The organism is Vibrio sp. E150_018 (assembly GCF_053544035.1).
Window position 1 is genome coordinate 16786 of the sequence record NZ_JBHGNY010000015.1, and the last position, 18483, is coordinate 35268.

Annotated in this window: 17 protein-coding genes and 1 pseudogene; 13 read left to right on the plus strand and 5 right to left on the minus strand. The window is 39.9% G+C overall.

Going from position 1 to position 18483, the window contains the following annotated elements; all coding sequences use genetic code 11:
- Positions 1-226 precede the first annotated feature (226 nt).
- The 7 genes and pseudogenes from ACE3G9_RS13465 to ACE3G9_RS13495 form a co-directional block, all read left to right on the plus strand.
- On the plus strand, positions 227-1132 hold the full coding sequence (locus tag ACE3G9_RS13465) for a lysine exporter LysO family protein (RefSeq protein WP_449219400.1): 906 nt from the start codon (positions 227-229) through the stop codon (positions 1130-1132).
- Between the two features lie 104 nt (positions 1133-1236).
- Positions 1237-1758, plus strand: a complete 522-nt coding sequence (locus ACE3G9_RS13470; RefSeq protein WP_449219401.1) for a hypothetical protein — start codon at positions 1237-1239, stop codon at positions 1756-1758.
- Between the two features lie 127 nt (positions 1759-1885).
- Positions 1886-3535: a pyridoxal-dependent aspartate 1-decarboxylase PanP gene (gene panP, locus ACE3G9_RS13475; RefSeq protein ID WP_449219402.1), complete on the plus strand. Its 1650-nt coding sequence runs from the start codon at positions 1886-1888 to the stop codon at positions 3533-3535.
- 294 nt (positions 3536-3829) lie between these two features.
- On the plus strand, positions 3830-4684 hold the full coding sequence (locus ACE3G9_RS13480; RefSeq protein WP_417879024.1) for a MurR/RpiR family transcriptional regulator: 855 nt from the start codon (positions 3830-3832) through the stop codon (positions 4682-4684).
- A gap of 104 nt (positions 4685-4788) precedes the next feature.
- Positions 4789-5055 (plus strand): GrxA family glutaredoxin, encoded by a 267-nt coding sequence (locus ACE3G9_RS13485; protein WP_089123054.1) that lies wholly within the window; start codon positions 4789-4791, stop codon positions 5053-5055.
- Between the two features lie 260 nt (positions 5056-5315).
- Entirely contained in the window at positions 5316-6998 is a 1683-nt protein-coding gene (locus ACE3G9_RS13490; RefSeq protein ID WP_417879025.1) for an aspartate:alanine antiporter, read from the plus strand.
- 122 nt (positions 6999-7120) lie between these two features.
- Positions 7121-7516: pseudogene (locus tag ACE3G9_RS13495) on the plus strand (helicase-related protein); the annotation flags it as partial.
- 102 nt (positions 7517-7618) lie between these two features.
- Here ACE3G9_RS13495 and ACE3G9_RS13500 read toward each other — a convergent pair.
- Positions 7619-8107, minus strand: a complete 489-nt coding sequence (locus ACE3G9_RS13500) for a YcxB family protein (protein ID WP_449219427.1) — start codon at positions 8105-8107, stop codon at positions 7619-7621.
- Between the two features lie 431 nt (positions 8108-8538).
- Between ACE3G9_RS13500 and ACE3G9_RS13505 the strand changes: the two genes are divergently transcribed.
- The 6 genes from ACE3G9_RS13505 to ACE3G9_RS13530 all read left to right on the plus strand — a co-directional run bounded on the left by ACE3G9_RS13505 (position 8539) and on the right by ACE3G9_RS13530 (position 14404).
- Positions 8539-8844: a PTS sugar transporter subunit IIB gene (locus tag ACE3G9_RS13505; RefSeq protein ID WP_449219403.1), complete on the plus strand. Its 306-nt coding sequence runs from the start codon at positions 8539-8541 to the stop codon at positions 8842-8844.
- Positions 8845-8859: 15 nt separating this feature from the next.
- Positions 8860-10173, plus strand: coding sequence for a PTS sugar transporter subunit IIC (locus tag ACE3G9_RS13510; RefSeq protein WP_449219404.1), 1314 nt, complete (start codon positions 8860-8862; stop codon positions 10171-10173).
- Between the two features lie 62 nt (positions 10174-10235).
- Complete coding sequence (locus ACE3G9_RS13515) at positions 10236-10547, plus strand: PTS lactose/cellobiose transporter subunit IIA (RefSeq protein WP_449219405.1); 312 nt, start codon at positions 10236-10238, stop codon at positions 10545-10547.
- A 16-nt stretch (positions 10548-10563) separates the two neighbouring features.
- Positions 10564-11967 carry a glycoside hydrolase family 1 protein gene (locus ACE3G9_RS13520; RefSeq protein WP_449219406.1) on the plus strand — a complete coding sequence of 468 codons (1404 nt, stop codon included), beginning with the start codon at positions 10564-10566 and terminating at the stop codon, positions 11965-11967.
- 64 nt (positions 11968-12031) lie between these two features.
- The gene (locus ACE3G9_RS13525) at positions 12032-13441 is read left to right on the plus strand and encodes a GH1 family beta-glucosidase (protein ID WP_449219407.1); all 1410 of its coding nucleotides are present in this window, start codon (positions 12032-12034) and stop codon (positions 13439-13441) included.
- Between the two features lie 27 nt (positions 13442-13468).
- Positions 13469-14404, plus strand: coding sequence for an ROK family protein (locus ACE3G9_RS13530; protein ID WP_449219408.1), 936 nt, complete (start codon positions 13469-13471; stop codon positions 14402-14404).
- Between the two features lie 65 nt (positions 14405-14469).
- On the opposite strand, the gene ACE3G9_RS13535 is transcribed toward ACE3G9_RS13530, so the two are convergent.
- The 4 genes from ACE3G9_RS13535 to fabV all read right to left on the minus strand — a co-directional run bounded on the left by ACE3G9_RS13535 (position 14470) and on the right by fabV (position 18366).
- Positions 14470-15492, minus strand: coding sequence for a LacI family DNA-binding transcriptional regulator (locus ACE3G9_RS13535; protein ID WP_449219409.1), 1023 nt, complete (start codon positions 15490-15492; stop codon positions 14470-14472).
- A 544-nt stretch (positions 15493-16036) separates the two neighbouring features.
- Positions 16037-16501, minus strand: coding sequence for a methyltransferase family protein (locus ACE3G9_RS13540; RefSeq protein WP_449219410.1), 465 nt, complete (start codon positions 16499-16501; stop codon positions 16037-16039).
- Positions 16489-16998 (minus strand): AAA family ATPase, encoded by a 510-nt coding sequence (locus tag ACE3G9_RS13545; protein ID WP_449219411.1) that lies wholly within the window; start codon positions 16996-16998, stop codon positions 16489-16491. The genes ACE3G9_RS13540 and ACE3G9_RS13545 overlap by 13 nt, the downstream gene beginning before the upstream one ends.
- Positions 16999-17163: 165 nt before the next feature.
- Positions 17164-18366, minus strand: coding sequence for an enoyl-ACP reductase FabV (gene fabV / locus ACE3G9_RS13550; protein WP_237295342.1), 1203 nt, complete (start codon positions 18364-18366; stop codon positions 17164-17166).
- Between the last annotated feature and the right edge of the window lie 117 nt (positions 18367-18483).

The following is an 18483-nucleotide window of genomic DNA, read 5'->3' on the forward strand; positions in this document are numbered from 1 at the left end:
GTGAAATCAGTCGCATTGTTATGTTTATTACGTCATGGAAATGTAATGACACATTCATAAAGTAAATATTTCCACGAAAAAGCCATTATGTATAAAATAGCCAATAAACTTAATTTAAATAAAAAATAAAGAGCCAACTTAGTTAAGTGGATGATTTTTATTCTCAAAATCATTAAGATGGTCGCGCAATTGCGCTTTACTCTCTCACTTTTCATTTGGGGTGTTTATGTATTCAGGTGTATTTATGATTTTCCTGCCATTAGTCGTGGGTTATTTCATCCCCCTCCGTAGCGAAACTTGGCACCATAGAATCAATCAAACCGTTTCTTATTTGATCTACGTTATCCTATTTTTTATGGGATTAAGTCTGTCGGCGTTAGATAACTTAGGCAGTAACTTACAGACAATTGCACTTTTCACCTTTACCTTTTTTATCTCGATTGGTGCTTGCAACCTGGCTGCACTACCATTTGTAGATAAATGGATGCCCGTCGAAGCCCAGTCAAAAGCCGCTCCATTACCGGTTTACATGATGGCATTAGAATCCGCCAAACTCATTTTAGTCGTTGGCGCAGGCTTATTATTAGGTCTACTGCTTCCTTTTCAGGTTCCGTACATTAGTAAAATCAGCGAAAGCATTTTATTACTCTTGCTCTTTTTCATTGGCATTCAATTAAGAAATAGTGGCCTCACGCTCAGACAAATTATTTTAAATAAACGCGGTATGATCATCGCTTGTATTGTTGTTGGTACCTCATGGATTGGTGGCATCATTGCATCGTATATATTGGATATACCTATGACTAATGGTTTAGCGATGGCATCAGGGTTTGGCTGGTATTCACTTGCGGGAATTTTGATGGGAGATGCTTATGGCCCCGTTTATGGTGGCGCTTCTTTTATGTTGGAATTACTGCGTGAATTAGTTGCCTTAATTGCCATACCGATGTTTATTCGTCGCTACCCTTGCACCAGTATTGGTTATGCAGGCGCGACAGCCATGGACTTTACTTTACCCGTCATCCAAAGTACTGGCGGTGTAAAATGTGTCCCTATTGCCATCGTCAGCGGCTTTATACTCAGCTTACTCGTTCCGGTACTGATGTTATTTTTCGTATCATTGGGCGCGTAAATTCGAAAAAACAAACAATAAAAAGTGATATGATGCACTGATTTAGACGACTGCCATCATTTATAATAAATGGCTTTATTAGTGCCTTACCTCAAGGAAAGAAAATGAAAAAACCTGCTATCGCCCTTTTATTGTTATCTCTCAGCAGTTCCGTGTTTGCCGCTACAGATAAAAATACCCAATGCTTAACGGATAAATACCATGCGTATATTGATGCATCTTTAACTTGGTACCAAGATCTTGTATCGATTACCACCGAGACAAACCCAGATTTAAAAGAAGTCGGTGATTGGTTTTTACAAGGTAGAACCCACCATTTTGAATTAAACCGTGCTGCAGTGGATTTTTATCTCACTTCTGAACCTGAAAAAATTGCCACGGATGAGCAAGTAGAATCATGGTTAAAACTTTCTCAAGCCGATGTAAAAACTTTGTCACAACGTAATGATGAATTAGGCAAGGTAGCTAAAACAACATTTGATGACCGCCAATCGCCACCGAATGAAAAGAACTATGAATTACGCTCTGCTTTTGCTGACCTGTTAAGCCACCCTAGCAATATCAAACCTGCATTAGACAAATACAATCAATCGGTTGCGAAAACTAACGCCATTGAGTGTAATTAACTATATGTAAGTAACCGTATATAATCACGGCCGCACACACCTTACCGACATTTGAGCGAGACTTTATTGATTTATTACGATAAATTATTTCGCTCAAATCAATGGAAACTCTAGAAGAAAACGTGTTATGGGATCTAACGACAAAATTGTAGATGTCAATTTTGAGAGCTTGCTGCGCATTTTTACTGTGCCGGAAGCTCCCGATTCAACCTTGGGTAACATCGAACAAAAGCTCTCTCAGAATCTAAATGAATTCTTAAGAGAACATATTGTCGCGGAAGAAAAACCCTTATCAGAGATCGAAAAAGATTTTTCAGATGCCGTCATTCCCGAGTTTCCGACCTTCGTTTCAGAGCATACTCAGCATCTTCTTGATACTTTAGTCTCCCACTCGGTACACACCTCAGCACCAAGCTTTATTGGTCATATGACTTCTGCATTGCCTTACTTTTTAATGCCATTGTCTAAAATCATGATTGCGCTGAATCAAAACCTAGTAAAAATTGAAACCTCCAAAGCATTCACGCCGTTAGAGCGCCAAGTACTTGGCATGTTACACCGTTTAATTTACGGGCAATCTGAAAACTTTTATCAAAAATGGATGCATAGTTCGGAGCATTCACTCGGTGCATTTTGCTCTGGTGGCACCATAGCAAACATCACCGCATTATGGGTTGCGCGTAATAATGCATTAAAAGCTGATGGCAATTTCCAAGGGGTAGAAAAAGAAGGTCTATTTAACGCCATGATACATTATGGCTATCAAGGCATGGCGATATTAGTGTCTGAACGTGGGCACTACTCTCTTAAAAAAGCTGCCGATGTGCTCGGCATCGGCCAATCAAATCTTATTCCAGTCAAGGCCGATGAAACTAACCGCATCTGCCCGACAGCACTTGAAGAAACCATAAAGCAACTTAAAGCAAAAAAAATCAAACCATTCGCGATTATTGGTGTAGCGGGCACAACCGAAACGGGCAACATTGATCCTTTAGACACCATTGCCGATATTGCACAACGCGAAGATTGCCACTTTCATGTGGACGCTGCTTGGGGTGGCGCGACATTAATGTCAAATAATCATCGTTCATTATTAAAAGGCATTGAACGCGCTGATTCTGTGACGATAGATGCCCATAAACAGCTGTATATCCCGATGGGTGCAGGAATGGTGTTATTTAAAAATCCAGAAGCAATGAAAGCGGTTGAACACCATGCTGAATATATTCTACGTAAAGGTTCGAAAGATCTCGGTTCACATACATTAGAAGGTTCTCGCTCCGGCATAGCGATGCTCGTGTATTCCAGCATGCACATTATTAGCCGCCCAGGTTACGAACTATTAATCGATCAAAGCATTGATAAAGCGCGTTACTTTGCCGACTTAATCAAGCAGCAAAATGATTTCGAGTTAATTTCTGAGCCGGAATTATGTTTGCTGACTTATCGCTATGTACCACAAGACACGCAAAAAGCTTTAGTAATTGCATCGACTGAAGAGCGCAAACAATTACACCAATTACTCAATGAACTGACACAATTTATTCAAAAGAAACAGCGTGAAAATGGCCTGTCATTTGTCTCCCGTACTCGTTTAACGCCAGTACAATGGGACCGCATGGAAACCAGTGTATTCCGTGTGGTGCTCGCTAATCCACTCACCACCAATGACATTCTTCATTCAGTTATCGAAGAACAGAGACAAATTGCTCAAACGAGTTCAATAGTCTTGCCACAAATTCACCAACTTACAGCCAAAGTTTTGCAGAGTGCCTAAGACAACCCAGACAAACATCCTGTAAATTTATTTCGAAAAGTAGAAACCCAGTGACCAATATCATCATTAGCGAGCGATAAAATTGGGTTTATTACTTACAAAACTGTAATTTAATTTGAAGTTTGTCATGTTATCACTATAAAAATTCCCACCGAATACATGAATATCCTCTCTCCGTGGTTATACTGGCTATGTACTCATGGACTCGAGTATATATCTGGGCAATGACTACCCTATCTTTATATTCAAGTAATACCCAATTTGGCTTTGAGTCTCAGCATTTTCGAGAGCAATATGAATACATTAGAAAAAATTCAAAAGAACCTAGATATTTTCAGTAAATCAGAAAGAAAAGTCGCAGAAGTCATTATCGAAGCTCCACAAACAGCGATTCATTCTAGTATTGCGACCTTAGCCAAAATTGCTGACGTGAGCGAACCAACCGTCAACCGTTTCTGCCGCCGCTTAGATACCAAAGGCTTCCCTGACTTCAAACTGCATTTAGCCCAAAGTTTGGCCAATGGCACTCCTTATGTAAATCGTAATGTAGAAGAATCTGACGGTCCTGATGCTTATACCCATAAAATATTTGAATCCACCATGGCTTGCTTAGATGTCGCCAAAAATAGCCTCGACCCTTTTCAAATTAACCGTGCCGTCGATCTACTCACGCAAGCGAAACGAATTTCATTCTTTGGTTTGGGGGCCTCCTCTGCAGTAGCCAAAGATGCACAGAACAAATTCATCCGTTTTAATATTCCAATCATGAATTTTGACGATGTTGTCATGCAACGAATGAGTTGTATTAACTCGACAGAAAATGACGTTGTTGTTTTGATTTCACATACCGGACGAACAAAAAGTCAGGTAGAAACCGCTCAACTCGCCAGAGAGAATGGCGCAACTGTGATTGCTATTACCGCCAAAGACTCCCCTTTAGAACAAATGTGCGACTTGGCAATAACCCTTGATATTCCAGAAGATACCGATGTTTATATGCCAATGGCAAGTCGTGTGGTTCAAATGGTAGTGATTGATGTACTCGCGACCGGTTTTACTTTACGTCGCGGTTCAGGCTTTAGAGAAAATTTAAAACGAGTAAAAGATGTACTAAGGGATTCACGTTACAATAAAACAACCCCATTTTAAGCGAATCCTACATACTTAATTACTTTTAACTCTTAATCTGAACTTTAAAAACTCATTCTCTTAAGGCATAGTGAACCACATAACGAATTGGAAGGAGATAAACCATGTTTGTAGTTATTTTTGGTCGTCCAGCTTGCCCGTTTTGTGTACGAGCAAAAGAGTTAGCGGAAAAGTTAAAAGAAGAGCGTGATGACTTCAACTACCGCTATGTTGATATTCATGCAGAAGGTATCAGTAAAGCTGATTTAGAAAAAACTGTTGGCAAACCAGTTGAAACGGTTCCTCAAATTTTTGTAGACCAAGATCATGTAGGTGGATTTACAGAATTTGAAGCCTATGCAAAAGAAAACCTAGGTTTATACAGCGAATAAAGCTCATTCAAATCCCCCCCTTTTAAAGCGACCAGTCTCACTGGTCGTTTTTTCATCCCTTTTAAATCACAACACATCATCAATCAATATTTAACAACGCAAAATTTAATTCAATTTTTTTGTTTTTTCCCTTATTAATTCCACATTTATCCGATACACTTCATAACTAAGCTTATCGACTTAATCTTACTGATTTTAATAGTAAGTTTTTAGATAACCATCTATTCTTTGTTGTACTTTAATTTCACCTGAGAAATATCGTGAATATAGACGTTGCTGCACTCTTAAACCAAAATCCTATACTACTGTTATTTGTTGTATTGGCGATCGGTTTATCTATTGGTAAAATTCGTTTCGGAAACTTTCAACTTGGCAATTCTATTGGCGTCCTGCTGACGGCGTTATTTATGGGAAACCTTGGCTTTGTATTTAATGCCGAGGCGCTAACCATTGGCTTTATGTTATTTATTTACTGTGTAGGAATCGAAGCTGGACCTAACTTTTTCGGTATATTTTTCCGCGATGGTAAACACTACTTCTTCCTAAGTTTGATTGTATTGATTACTGCAACAACACTGACATATTGCTTAGGACATTTTTTTGGCTTAGATTTTGGATTAACCGCTGGCATTATGGCAGGCTCAATGACAGCAACCCCCATTCTAGTTGGTGCGCAAGATGCATTAAATTCCGGCCTAGGAACGATTCCCGATAGCATGCAACTATCCAATGTTTTAGATAACCTATCGGTTGGCTATGCATTATCTTATTTGATTGGCTTAACCAGCATGATCATGTTTGCCAAGTTGCTGCCTAAACTACAAAAAGAAAATCTCAGTGATTCAGCACAGCGTATTGCCCAAGAGCGCGGTCTAGGCGGTGCGGGACAACGAAAAGTCTACTTGCCTATTATTCGTGCTTATCGTGTTGGACAAGAACTTATCGATTGGACTGATGGCAAAAATCTGCGTGAACTAGGTATTTATCGCCAAACTGGTTGCTACATCGAACGTATTCGTCGTAATGGCATCCTCGCCCATCCAGATGGTGATGCTATATTACAACTCGGTGATGAGATTGCTTTAGTGGGTTATCCCGATAGTCACGCTCGCCTTGATCCTAGCTTCCGTAACGGTAAAGAAGTATTCGATCGCAACTTGCTTGATCTTCGCATTGCCGAAGAAGAAATCGTCGTAAAAAGTGACAGTATTGCTGGAAAAAAGCTTTCTGATCTAAACATTGCAGAATATGGCTGTTTCTTAAACCGAGTTGTTCGTGCGCAAATTGAAATGCCAATGGATCTTAATATCGTGCTGGCTAAAGGGGATATTTTACAAGTCAGTGGTGAAAAAAGCCGTGTACTTGGCTTAGCAGAGCGAATTGGTTTCATCTCAATTCATAGCCAAATTGCCGATTTACTGGCCTTCTGTAGCTTCTTTATCATTGGTTTATTGTTTGGCTTAATCACCATGACATTTGGTCAAGTAACTTTCGGACTAGGTAATGCGGTAGGCTTACTTATTTCGGGCATTACTCTAGGTTATTTAAGAGCGAACCACCCGACTTTCGGTTATGTACCTCAAGGTGCATTGAATATGGTCAAAGATCTCGGTTTAATGGTCTTCATGGTGGGAATTGGATTAAGTGCTGGTGCTAATATGCTCGAATATTTAGGACAAATGGGCTTAAAAATTGTTGGCGTTAGCTTCCTTATCAGCGTACTTCCGGTTGTGGTTGCTTACCTATTTGGGGCTCATGTATTGAAGATGAACCGTGCATTATTATTTGGAGCCATCATTGGTGCAAGAACCTGTGCTCCCGCAATGGATATTGTTAACGATTACGCCAAATCGACCATTCCTGCGCTTGGTTATGCGGGTACTTACGCCATTGCTAATATCTTAATGACACTCGCCGGTACCTTGATCATTATATTAAGCTAACAGTAATGTTAACTTCCAAACACAAAGCCGCCATCGAAACTAAACGATGGCGGCTTTGTATTTTCTCTTGTGTGCTACACTCTGCACATATTTTTGAGAGGCAGCTCTTTCATAGCCTTTAGCAAACTCTCACAATTTTTAAACAACAAAACATCCAAGTGCTCATTGCGACCGACCTACTTACTCGTGGCATTCATATTGATGCGCTACCTGTGGTCATTAACTTTGATCTCCCTGAAAGTGCCCCCGTTTATGTTCACCGGGTTGGGCATACTGCACGAGCTGGCCACACAGGGTTGGCAATATCTTTGGTGTGTCATGCGGAAACATTGGCATTAGATGCAATACGTAAGCTAACCCAACGCGAGTTGCCTCTCGATAATTTGGCGGATTTTCCTGTCACTGACACACCTAGTTCTGACGTAGCAAAACGCCCAACTCGTGACAAACAAGCGAACCGCCGCAGCGCACAGAAGCGTAGTATCAAAGAGTTTAAAGGAAAGCCAAAGCGCGGTTAAATAGACGGTAAGGAAAGTAGAATGGGAAAACCTTGTAAAGACTATACAAGGTTTTAGATTGTCGTATTTATTATTTCTCTATTTTTCGAATATTGACGGTCTTCATTTAACGGCTGCGTGCTGCTCTACAATGAACGCGATCGCTTCATCATTTAAGCAAGATTTACTGATATATTGACGTTGTTTGCCTATATGAAAAATAAAACCTAAATCGCTTTGTTGAACTTGGTCGATGTCAGTCCAGGCAATACTACGGCTGTTGGCTGAGCTATCATAACTCACACCGTTAGAGTTGACTTGAAATGTCACGTTGCTATTAGAGGCAGTACTGTACGCTTGTCGCCATACCCACCATGTTCGCTTAAAATACACACTAAGCACTTCAATCACACTCAGAACAATAAAGAACCAACCAACGTAACTGCTTGGCAATAGATCAAACTTAACGACAATCACCCCGAAAATAAGAAAAAACATAGCCTTGAGATAGGCCTTGGGAAATTTAGCGGGACGACTAGTTTGGTCATAACACTCTTCAAAAAAGCGCTTATCGAGAGTGTATTCTGTAGTGAAATCAAAATTTTTAGACATATATGGGTACTTTGAGGTTTTCTGTGAGTGAGTATTTAGATAAATTTTCTTATCTTGCACTTGCCAATGCTCGTAATCTTTCCAAGCATTTTCAGTAAAGCAAGATAACATTATTCACCACTATCAACTAATAGCTTCTCAACAATCTTACCTTATTCAGCTTGTGCAATTGAGTTTATTAGTCATGAGACATTAGATAAATATCGAACTGTTTTTTGTTCTCGACTTCATTACTCCACATTATCAATGAATCTTTCACGATCCCATTATAAAAAAATTGTGATAAACCGCAAATTATCATCACTATAACCAAGAAAATAATGAATAGAGTCACACAAATGTAACCGGTTACTGTAACCGGTTACATTAATGGTGAAACAAGATATATCCATAACATAAAATAATGAGTCAAACAGACTAAGGAAAATAATATGCCTAAAATCCTCCTTTGCTGCGCTGCTGGAATGTCAACCAGTATGGTCGTAAAAAAAATGCAAGAAGCCGCTTCCAACAAGAATCTCTCTGTTGAAGTCACGGCTGTAGGCTTGGATGAGTTTGATGCCAACTTAGATACTTACGATTGCTTCCTTTTAGGACCTCAAATCAAATATAAATTTAATGATTTCAAAATGAAAGCGGACGCGGTAGGTAAACCTGTTGCCGTTATCAATGCCATGGATTACGGCATGATGAAAGGTGAAAAAATACTTGATGAGGCGTTGGCTTTACTCGACTAATAATGGAGAACAATCATGTCTAATCCTTTTTTTGATTTCATTGAAAATAAGATCGCGCCATTAGCAGGTGCGTTTGCTTCACAACGTCATGTCAGTGCAATGCGTGATGGGTTTATCGGTGGTATGCCTTTTATGATTGTAGGCTCATTTCTACTTGTATTTGCTTTTCCTCCATTTTCTTCAAATACCTCTTTTGCATTTGGCCAATGGTGGCTCAGCATGTCACAGGAATATTTTGACCAGATCATGACTCCTTTTAATATGACCATGGGGATCATGTCCTGTTACATCAGTGTCGGTATTGCTTACAACCTGGCAAACCATTACAAATTAGATGCACTTCCTACTGGGTTATTATCATTAATGACTTTTTTATTAGTGGCTGCGCCTATGGAAGACGGTAAGTTATCCGCATCATTCATGGGAGGCACTGGTATTTTTACCTCTATTATTGTCTCCATTTATGTTACCGAGTTAACACGCTTTCTGAAAGTACGAAATATTGGCATCAAATTACCTGAACAGGTACCCGCTAAGATCCGTCAATCGTTCGATCTATTGATTCCAGCATTAGCTGTTATTTTTACAATTTACCCACTTAACCTGTTCTTACAAGGACAGTTAGAGATGATTTTGCCTGCAGCCATCATGTCATTATTCGCGCCATTGATTTCTGCTTCGGATTCTTTACCTGCCATTCTTTTGGCTGCTTTCCTTGCACACGCGCTATGGTTTGCTGGTATTCATGGTGCAGCAATTATAGGCGGTATTATGGCGCCGTTTTGGTTGGTTAACTTAGGACTTAATCAAGATGCATTAGCTGCAGGTGTTGAATTACCTGCTACCTTTATTGAACCATTTTGGAGCTTCTTTATTACTCTTGGAGGCTCAGGGGCAACCTTTGCGCTTATCTTGCTTTACTTACGCAGTAAGTCTGTTCACTTAAGATCGATCGGTAAATTGTGTGCGATACCAACACTATTCAATATCAATGAACCGGTAATTTTCGGTAGCCCAATTGTAATGAACCCAGTCCTGTTTATTCCATTTGTTGGCACACCAATGATCAACGCCACCATTGCCTATTTAGCGGTTCAAACGGATTTGATTAGTAAAACAATATCATTGGTTCCTTGGACCGCTCCTGCACCTATTGGCGCAGCATGGGGTGCGGGTTGGGATATGAGTAACAGCTTGCTTGTTGTGGGACTCATTCTACTTGATTTAATTATTTATTACCCCTTCTTCAAAATATATGAAAAACAATTGGTTGCTGAAGAAAATTCAAGTGGAGGCGAAAAAATCATAAACGAAGTTAACTACACCTAACATACAAGTCTGAATATCCTTGGGGGGTAGCCTTCCCGACGACACTAACTAGGAGTATCACAATGGATCTTGAATCAACAGTCATGGAATTGATCATCAATGCAGGTGAATCCAAAAGCTGTGCAATGCAAGCCCTGCAATGCGCTAAACAAAGTAAATGGGATGAGGTTGATGATCTTTTAACTCAGTCAACCGCGGCAGCAAAGCGAGCTCATGCAGTACAAACTGAACTTATTGGTCTTGATGAAGGTACAGGAAAAGTACCAGTAAACTTGATTATGGTTCATGCACAAGACCATATCATGACCTCGATGCTAGCAAGAGAATTGATTGAAGAAATAATTAATATTCATCGCACTATGCAAAAAGTGTAAAACCAGGATCTAAATAATGAAAAGCACTGAATTAAAAAACTTTCCAAAGAACTTTTTATGGGGAGCATCAACGTCTGCGTATCAAGTCGAAGGCGCATGGGATGAAGATGGCAAAGGGCCTTCTGTTATCGATATGGGAAAAGTAGTTGAAGGTACAACAGATTTTAAAGTAACCAGCGACCATTACCACAGATACAAAGAAGACGTAGCGCTCTTTGCAGAATTAGGCCTAAAAGCATACCGTTTTTCTATTGCGTGGACTCGAATTTTTCCAAATGGTGATGGTGAAGTTAATCAAAAAGGCATTGAGTTTTATAGCAACCTGATTGATGAGTTACTGAAATACAATATCGAACCTATTGTCACTATGTATCATTTTGATTTGCCATATTCACTACAAGAAAAAGGAGGATGGTCTAATCGAAACACAGTAGACGCTTTCGCTCTATATAGTAAAACTCTGTTTGAACTCTATGGGGACAGAGTGAAATACTGGCTGACCATTAATGAACAAAATATGATGATTCTGCATGGAGATGCATTAGGGACTAAACATGTTGCTAGTGAAAATCCAATGAAGGATCTTTATCAGCAGAATCACCATATGCTGTTAGCTCAAGCGAAAGCGATGAACATTTGCCATCAGATATTACCTGAGGCAAAAATTGGTCCGGCTCCAAATATTTCGGTTATTTATCCTGCTTCTTCAAAACCGGAAGACATTTTAGCTGCAAATACGTTTACTGCTCTGCGTAACTGGTTGTACTTGGATATGGCTGTGTATGGTCGATACAACAAAACCGCGCTTCATTTTCTGGAAGAGCGTGATGCTCTGCCTGATATTGAGCCTGGTGATATGGATATTATGGCGACAGCTAATCCTGATTTTATTGCCTTTAACTATTATAACTCCCAAACAGTCGCTGCTAGTACCGGTGATGAGAGTGATATTAACTCCACTGGCGATCAGCAGATCACTATTGGTGAAGTTGGTGCATACAAAGGTGTTAGTAATGAGAACTTGGATAAAAATGAATTTGGCTGGGAAATAGATCCTGTTGGTTTCCGTACTACAATGCGCGAAATTTATGATCGCTATGCTCTGCCGCTTATTGTGACAGAGAATGGCCTGGGTGCCTTTGACACCGTCGAAGAAGATGGTTCAATTAACGATGATTATCGTATTGAATACCTGCACAAGCATATTGAGCAGGTGCAACATGCTATTACTGATGGTGTAGAGGTGTTTGGTTATAGCCCATGGTCTGCTATTGATTTAGTCAGTACTCATCAGGGGTGTTCTAAACGATATGGATTTATTCACGTAGATAGAGATGAGTTTGACTTAAAAGAGATGAAACGCTCTAAGAAGAAAAGCTTTTATTGGTATCAGAACCTAATTACAAACAACCGCTTATAGTCTCTCCATCATATTCCTGAAAGGCAACCTGCCTTTCAGGGGATCAATTCAATGGAATTCAACAATGAAATTTGCTAACGATTTTTTAATAGGTGCTGCAACCGCTTCATATCAAATCGAAGGGGCATGGGATAAAGACGGTAAAGGCCCAACAAACTGGGATGAATTTACCAAAATACCTGGAAAGACGTTCGAAGGAACGAATGGCGATGTCGCAATCGATCACTATAACCGCTATAAAGAAGACATAGCTTTAATGGCTGAAATGGGCTTAGAGTCTTACCGCTTTTCGATCTCTTGGGCTCGAATTTTCCCAGAAGGTACAGGGGCTGTGAACCAAAAAGGCATTGATTTTTATAATGCCATTATTGATGAGTGTCTCAAATATGGCATTGTTCCATTTATTACGCTGTACCACTGGGACTTACCTTTAACGTTGGAAAAAAAGGGGGGGTGGCTAAACAAGGAAACAACGAAAGCTTATATCGAATATGCCAAACTTTGCTTCAACAAATTTGGCGACAGGGTTAAGCACTTTATTACCTTTAATGAAACTGTCGTTTTCTGTTCACTTGGTTATATGCGCGGGGCTCACCCACCTGGTATTCAGAATGATCCTAAAAAGTACTTTCAAGCTACGCACAACGTCTTTTATGCACATGCTAAAGCAGTAATCGAGTATAAAAAGTTAAATCAATTTGGTGAGATCGGCCTCAGCCACGTATTTAATCCAGCATTTGCGGTGGACAATTCTGAAGATAACCTATTTGCCCAAGAGCATGCGAATCAATTCAAGATGAACTGGTTCTTTGATCCCATCTTACTTGGAACGTACCCTGACTATGTCATCAAGCAACTAAAACAAGAAGGGAACCTACCAGATTGGAATGATGAGGAGTTAAAAACTATTTTTGAAGCTGCGCCTTTGAATGATTTTATTGGACTAAACTATTACCAGCCAATGCGTGTTAAAAAAGTGAGTGGTCACAAGCAAGACCAAGAAATGACTCGTGAAAATGCTACGGGGGCACCAGGTAGTCCGAGCTATGATAATGTTTATCAGACCGTAAAAATGAGCGATAAACGATACACCAAATGGGATTGGGAAATATCACCAGAAGCCTTCGTAAGTGGGCTTAACATACTCAAAGAGCAATATGGGCAGATTAAAATCTACATTACCGAAAACGGGTTGGGTGATGAAGATCCTATTATCGAGGGAGAAGTCTGCGATATAACCAGAATTCATTTTATAAAAGAGCACCTAGCGGCAGTGAAGAAGGCCATTAGTTGCGGGGTCCATATTAAAGGCTATTTTGCTTGGTCAGCTATCGACCTGTTAAGTTGGCTGAACGGCTATAAAAAACAATATGGTTTCATTTATGTGGATCATGACGATGGACTGAAGCGGAAGAAAAAAGCATCCTTCTATTGGTACCGAGATGTTATCGCTAACCGTAGTGAAGACTTTTGATTCAATTAGATAAGAGAAAATAGAACTATGACAACCTATCTGTCGTTTGATATTGGTGGTACTGACATTAAGTTCGGTGCTGTAAATGTTCAGGGTGATATTCTCCACCGAGGCAAAGTGAAAACAGCTTCTGCTGGAGAAGATATTATTCAGACCATTGTTAATATAAAGCAGGAGCTGTCCCAGACATATCGCTTTGATGGTGCAGCTTTCTCAGTGCCCGGATTTGTCAATGTCGACACCGGTTACCTAAAGGCGGGTGGAGCCATTGCAGACTTTTGTGAGTTTGCCTTTAAAGATATTTTGACAGATAGATTATCTCTGCCGGTAGAAGTCGAAAACGATGTGAATTGTGTCGCACTAGCTGAAAAGTGGCAAGGTAAGGCAAAAGATATTAGTGATTTTATCTGTATTACCTTAGGTACTGGTATCGGGGGAGCTATCTATACCAATAATCAGTTGATACGCGGACATTGCTCAATGGCTGGTGAGTTCGGCTATACTTTTATTCACTATACACATGAATCGGAAGATAAAGCCTCTGAAACAATGAACCTGACCGCTTCGATAAGAGATGGCTTAAGGCGACGTTACGCCATTTATAAGGGATTATCGGGCTTTGAGCATATATCGGGAAAAGATATCTTTTCGCTAGCAGATGGGGGGGACAGTGTGGCTGTGGGAGTCATTGAGGAGTTTTATAAGAGTATTGCTGTTGGGCTACATAATCTTACTTTTATATTAAACCCTGAAAAGATCATCATTGGTGGTGCTATCAGTGAGAGACCGGATTTGATATCCAATGTAACCAAAGAAATGAAGAGGTTACTCAATGCTATTCCGGTCATCAATAAACTTAACCTCGATGAAGTGGTCTCTATCGAAAACGCATCATTTACCAATGATAATGGCTTAATCGGTGCGGTATATCACTTTTTAATCATGAGGGGGAAAAGAACGTAATAAGTAGACATCTAGCCGTATTTACATTGAAATCGAACGCATTATGCTGGCTACTAGATAAAAAATTATAAATCTAGCCAGCTTTTTTGTGTATGACACGGAATAACAGAATTACGCTGAATGAGTCTGCCATGGTGATGATGGGACAGTGGAGGTTTTTTAGTTTCAGTCAGTTCTAATGCCAATTCCACAGCCTGCCTCGTCATTTCTTCGATAGGAAGTTCAACGGTTGTGAGTGTAGGATTAAAAAAATCTGTTATCGGGTCGTTATCAATACCGGTCACAGCGATTTGTTCTGGAACATTGATTCCTGCGTCATCCAGTGCTTTTAAAGCACCAACAGCCATATTGTCATTAAATGCGACAATAGCGGTAAAGGGTATCTTATGATTTAACAGTTCCTGACATGCTAGGTATCCACTCATCATATGATAGTCACCGTTTTTAACAAGATTAACCTGAAATGGTATACCATTGGATTTTAGTGAGTTTTTATATCCGGCTAGGCGAGCTTGTCCGGTTGGGTTTTCAAGTGGACCAGTAATACAGGCTATTTGTCTATGTCCAAGATTTATCAAATGATCCATCACTATACTTATGGCTCCCTCCTGATCAAAGGAGACCGTGTGATATAAGGGCTCAGAGGGGTTTCGGTTTAAAATCACCAGTGGTATGGATAGATTGCTATGTAGACTTTTAATATGCTCATCAGACAACGTTCGACTATAAAGAATTACCGCATCACACCGCCCTTCAAGTTGACGAATGGCTTCATATTCCTGTTCTGGGTCATTTTTCCCATCAGTGACTATGAGTTGTTTATGTGCATTATCAGCGCTTGCGGCAGCTTGTTTTAATAACAATCCAAAATGAATACCATCAAAATCAGAAACCACCAACCCTATACTGTTGGTTCGATTGGTTGCTAGTGCCTGAGCCATTTTATTTGGCCTATAGCCAAGCTGATCCATTGCTGTAAAAACAGCTTCTCGGGTAGACTCTTTAACTTGTCCAGTTCCATTTACAACTCTAGAAACCGTTGCTTTAGATACACCGGCTAATTTACACACATCAATAATAGTACTCATCAGCTTACTTTTCTCTAAGGAATTAATAGTCTATATGCACCCAATAAGTGGTTAAAAAGATAATAACACGCAATGAAACCGGTTACACTTTGGTTCGTAAAAAATTGACACATTAACTTTAAGTTTTGTCGTAAATTGAACCTTTATTTATAATCTGCTTAGCACTCATTACCTTTCACATCATTACTATCCACTCTTTTGCATTACCCCGATTTTACACCATACAAGCTGGATAATCCTCCAAATCGAGCATTACACAAATATGAAGCTGAAAAATCAAAACTACCCTCTTAAAACACGCATAGCCCAGATCCGAACTCACATTAGTAAATCTAGGACAAATTCTAACAGTAGAAGCTCTTGTTTAAGCTATAATAGATAATTATTATAATGAGATCTTGTTGTTCATTCCAAATAATAGCAGTGATTCTTCTTGCGCCAAGGCCTCCTGTACTGGAGCGATCAGCTATTTTCAATTTTTAACAATTTCATCTTGATAAGCTCAAAATTTAGACGGGAGATGAATATAGACTAATAAGCTGCTTTATAACCAGCGGCGTACTTTCTGGCAATAGTCGGTGTATTGCTTACCAAACTTTTGTTGTAGGAAACGTTCTTCAGGTTTGATTTGAAATTGGGTGATATAGCAAACAAAACCGAGACATACTCCGATGGTTAACCAGTTACTCAACCACACCGAAATCGCCAATAAATTAAGTAGCATTCCGAGGTACATTGGATTTCGTGAAATACGATAAATACCACTAGTAACCAGTTTATTGGTGGCGTGTTTTAAATCGGGATGAATGGTGGTTTCTGCTTGAATGAACTTCTTTACACCGGTCATCGCAAGCATTAAACCAATAAGCACTAAACCTAGTACCATTTCCAAACGATTTTGCCCTACTCCTAGTTTGTCATTGGGTAGCCAATAGTCGAGCCCAAACATGATGATTACGGCAATGAGAGCCACAATCGGCGGTTTTATTTTTAGATCTAATGACTGCATATTTTTTCTTTACGAATAGTTTTGATCGTAAAGCCTTCTTGTGACTTAGGGGCTTCGAAATATTGGGTTACGTGGTGAAACATAGCTTCGGTATCGAATCTCACTCTGGCTGGTTGCTCTATTCGTCTATGTTTAATTTGTTGCAGACAAACCTCACCATCCGCATCGATATAAATCAGTTGATGCTTAACCTGAGCATTTTCAAATAACTGCTTAAACCATTCTCTTTGTTGATAAGTATTGGCAGGGAAATCGAGTATAACATCCGTTCCCGAAGTGAGAATTTGTTGGATATGTTTGGAGAGTAGCGGTTTTATTCTTGATGCAAATTTTAAATATTCTTCAAAATTGCTGATTTGATCAGGGTACAACGCCGTTAGCCACTCATCTTCGCTGATATGAACCGCTTTAATCTCTTTGGCCAATTGTAGAGAATGTGTCGATTTACCGGATCCCATTTTGCCGGCATAAAAATAAAGTGTTGCTACGTTTTCCATGCTCTCTACCCCACAAATAACCACGCTGTCTTTGATAATTAACCTTAGGTTAGTTATACCATTAAAACATAGACCAGATCTAAGGTAGTCTCTTTACTTTTTAGAAAGAATAAAAAAGACGCCCCGAGGAGCGCCTTATATTGTATTCACTTTAACGTATAAGAATTAGATATCTTGAACGTCGAAGTTAACTTCTGGGTTTACGTCAGCTTCGTAGTCAACACCATCAACACCGAAACCGAATAGTTTCAAGAACTCTTCTTTGTACTCAACGTAGTCTGTTAACTCTTTCAAGTTTTCAGTGGTGACTTGAGGCCATAGGTTACGGCAATGCTGTTGAATGTCTTCACGTAGTTCCCAATCATCTAAACGAAGGCGGTTTTTGTCATCCACTTGTGGAGCGCTGCCATCTTCTTTGTATAGACGTTGAGTAAACATGCGGTGAATTTGCTCCATACAACCTTCGTGTACGCCTTCTTCACGCATTTTCTTAAATACCATTGCGATATAAAGAGGCATAACTGGAATGGCAGAACTTGCTTGAGTCACAACACTCTTCAATACGGCAACATTCGCAGTACCGTTAAGGCCTGCTAGCTTTTCATTTAATGCGGTTGCTGCACGATCTAGGTCCATTTTTGCTTGACCTAGTGCGCCATCCCAATAGATTGGCCATGTTAGCTCAGTTCCGATGTAGCTATAAGCGACAGTTTTACAACCTTCTGCTAGTACACCTGCTTCAGATAGCGCTGCCATCCAAAGTTCCCAATCTTCGCCACCCATTACAGTAACAGTATCTTTGATTTCTTGTTCTGTTGCTGGCTCGACACTGGCTTCAATAATAACGTCTTTATTGGTATCAACTGCGGTTGCTGTGTACGTTTCACCAATTGGTTTAAGCGATGAACGAATCACTTCACCGGTTTCTGGCATTTTACGTACTGGCGATGCTAATGAGTAAACTACCATATCGATTTGGCCAAGATCAGCTTTGATCAGGTCGATGGTTTTTTGTTTTGCTTCATTTGAGAAAGCATCACCATTCAGGCTTTTAGAGTATAGGCCTTCTTCTTTCGCTAACTTGTCAAAAGCTGCTGAGTTATACCAACCCGCTGTGCCAGTTTTTTTCTCTGTGCCAGGCTTTTCAAAAAACACACCGATAGTTGATGCACCACCGCCAAATGCAGCTGCAATACGAGATGACAAGCCATAGCCACTTGAAGAACCAACCACTAGTACGCGCTTTGGTGCGTTAGCAATTGGGCCTTGAGCTTTTGTGTAGGCAATTTGTTCTTTTACGTTTGCTTCACAACCCACTGGGTGTGTTGTTGTACAGATAAATCCACGGATTTTCGGTTTGATGATCATATTCAGCTTCCTTTAAAAAACCCCTGTAGGATAAAAGTTTATCCGAGGTTTCGCATCTTATTTCTGCATTTTTTGCTTATATAGCCAAGTGGTTAGACCTGTTTAACCACAACTTCA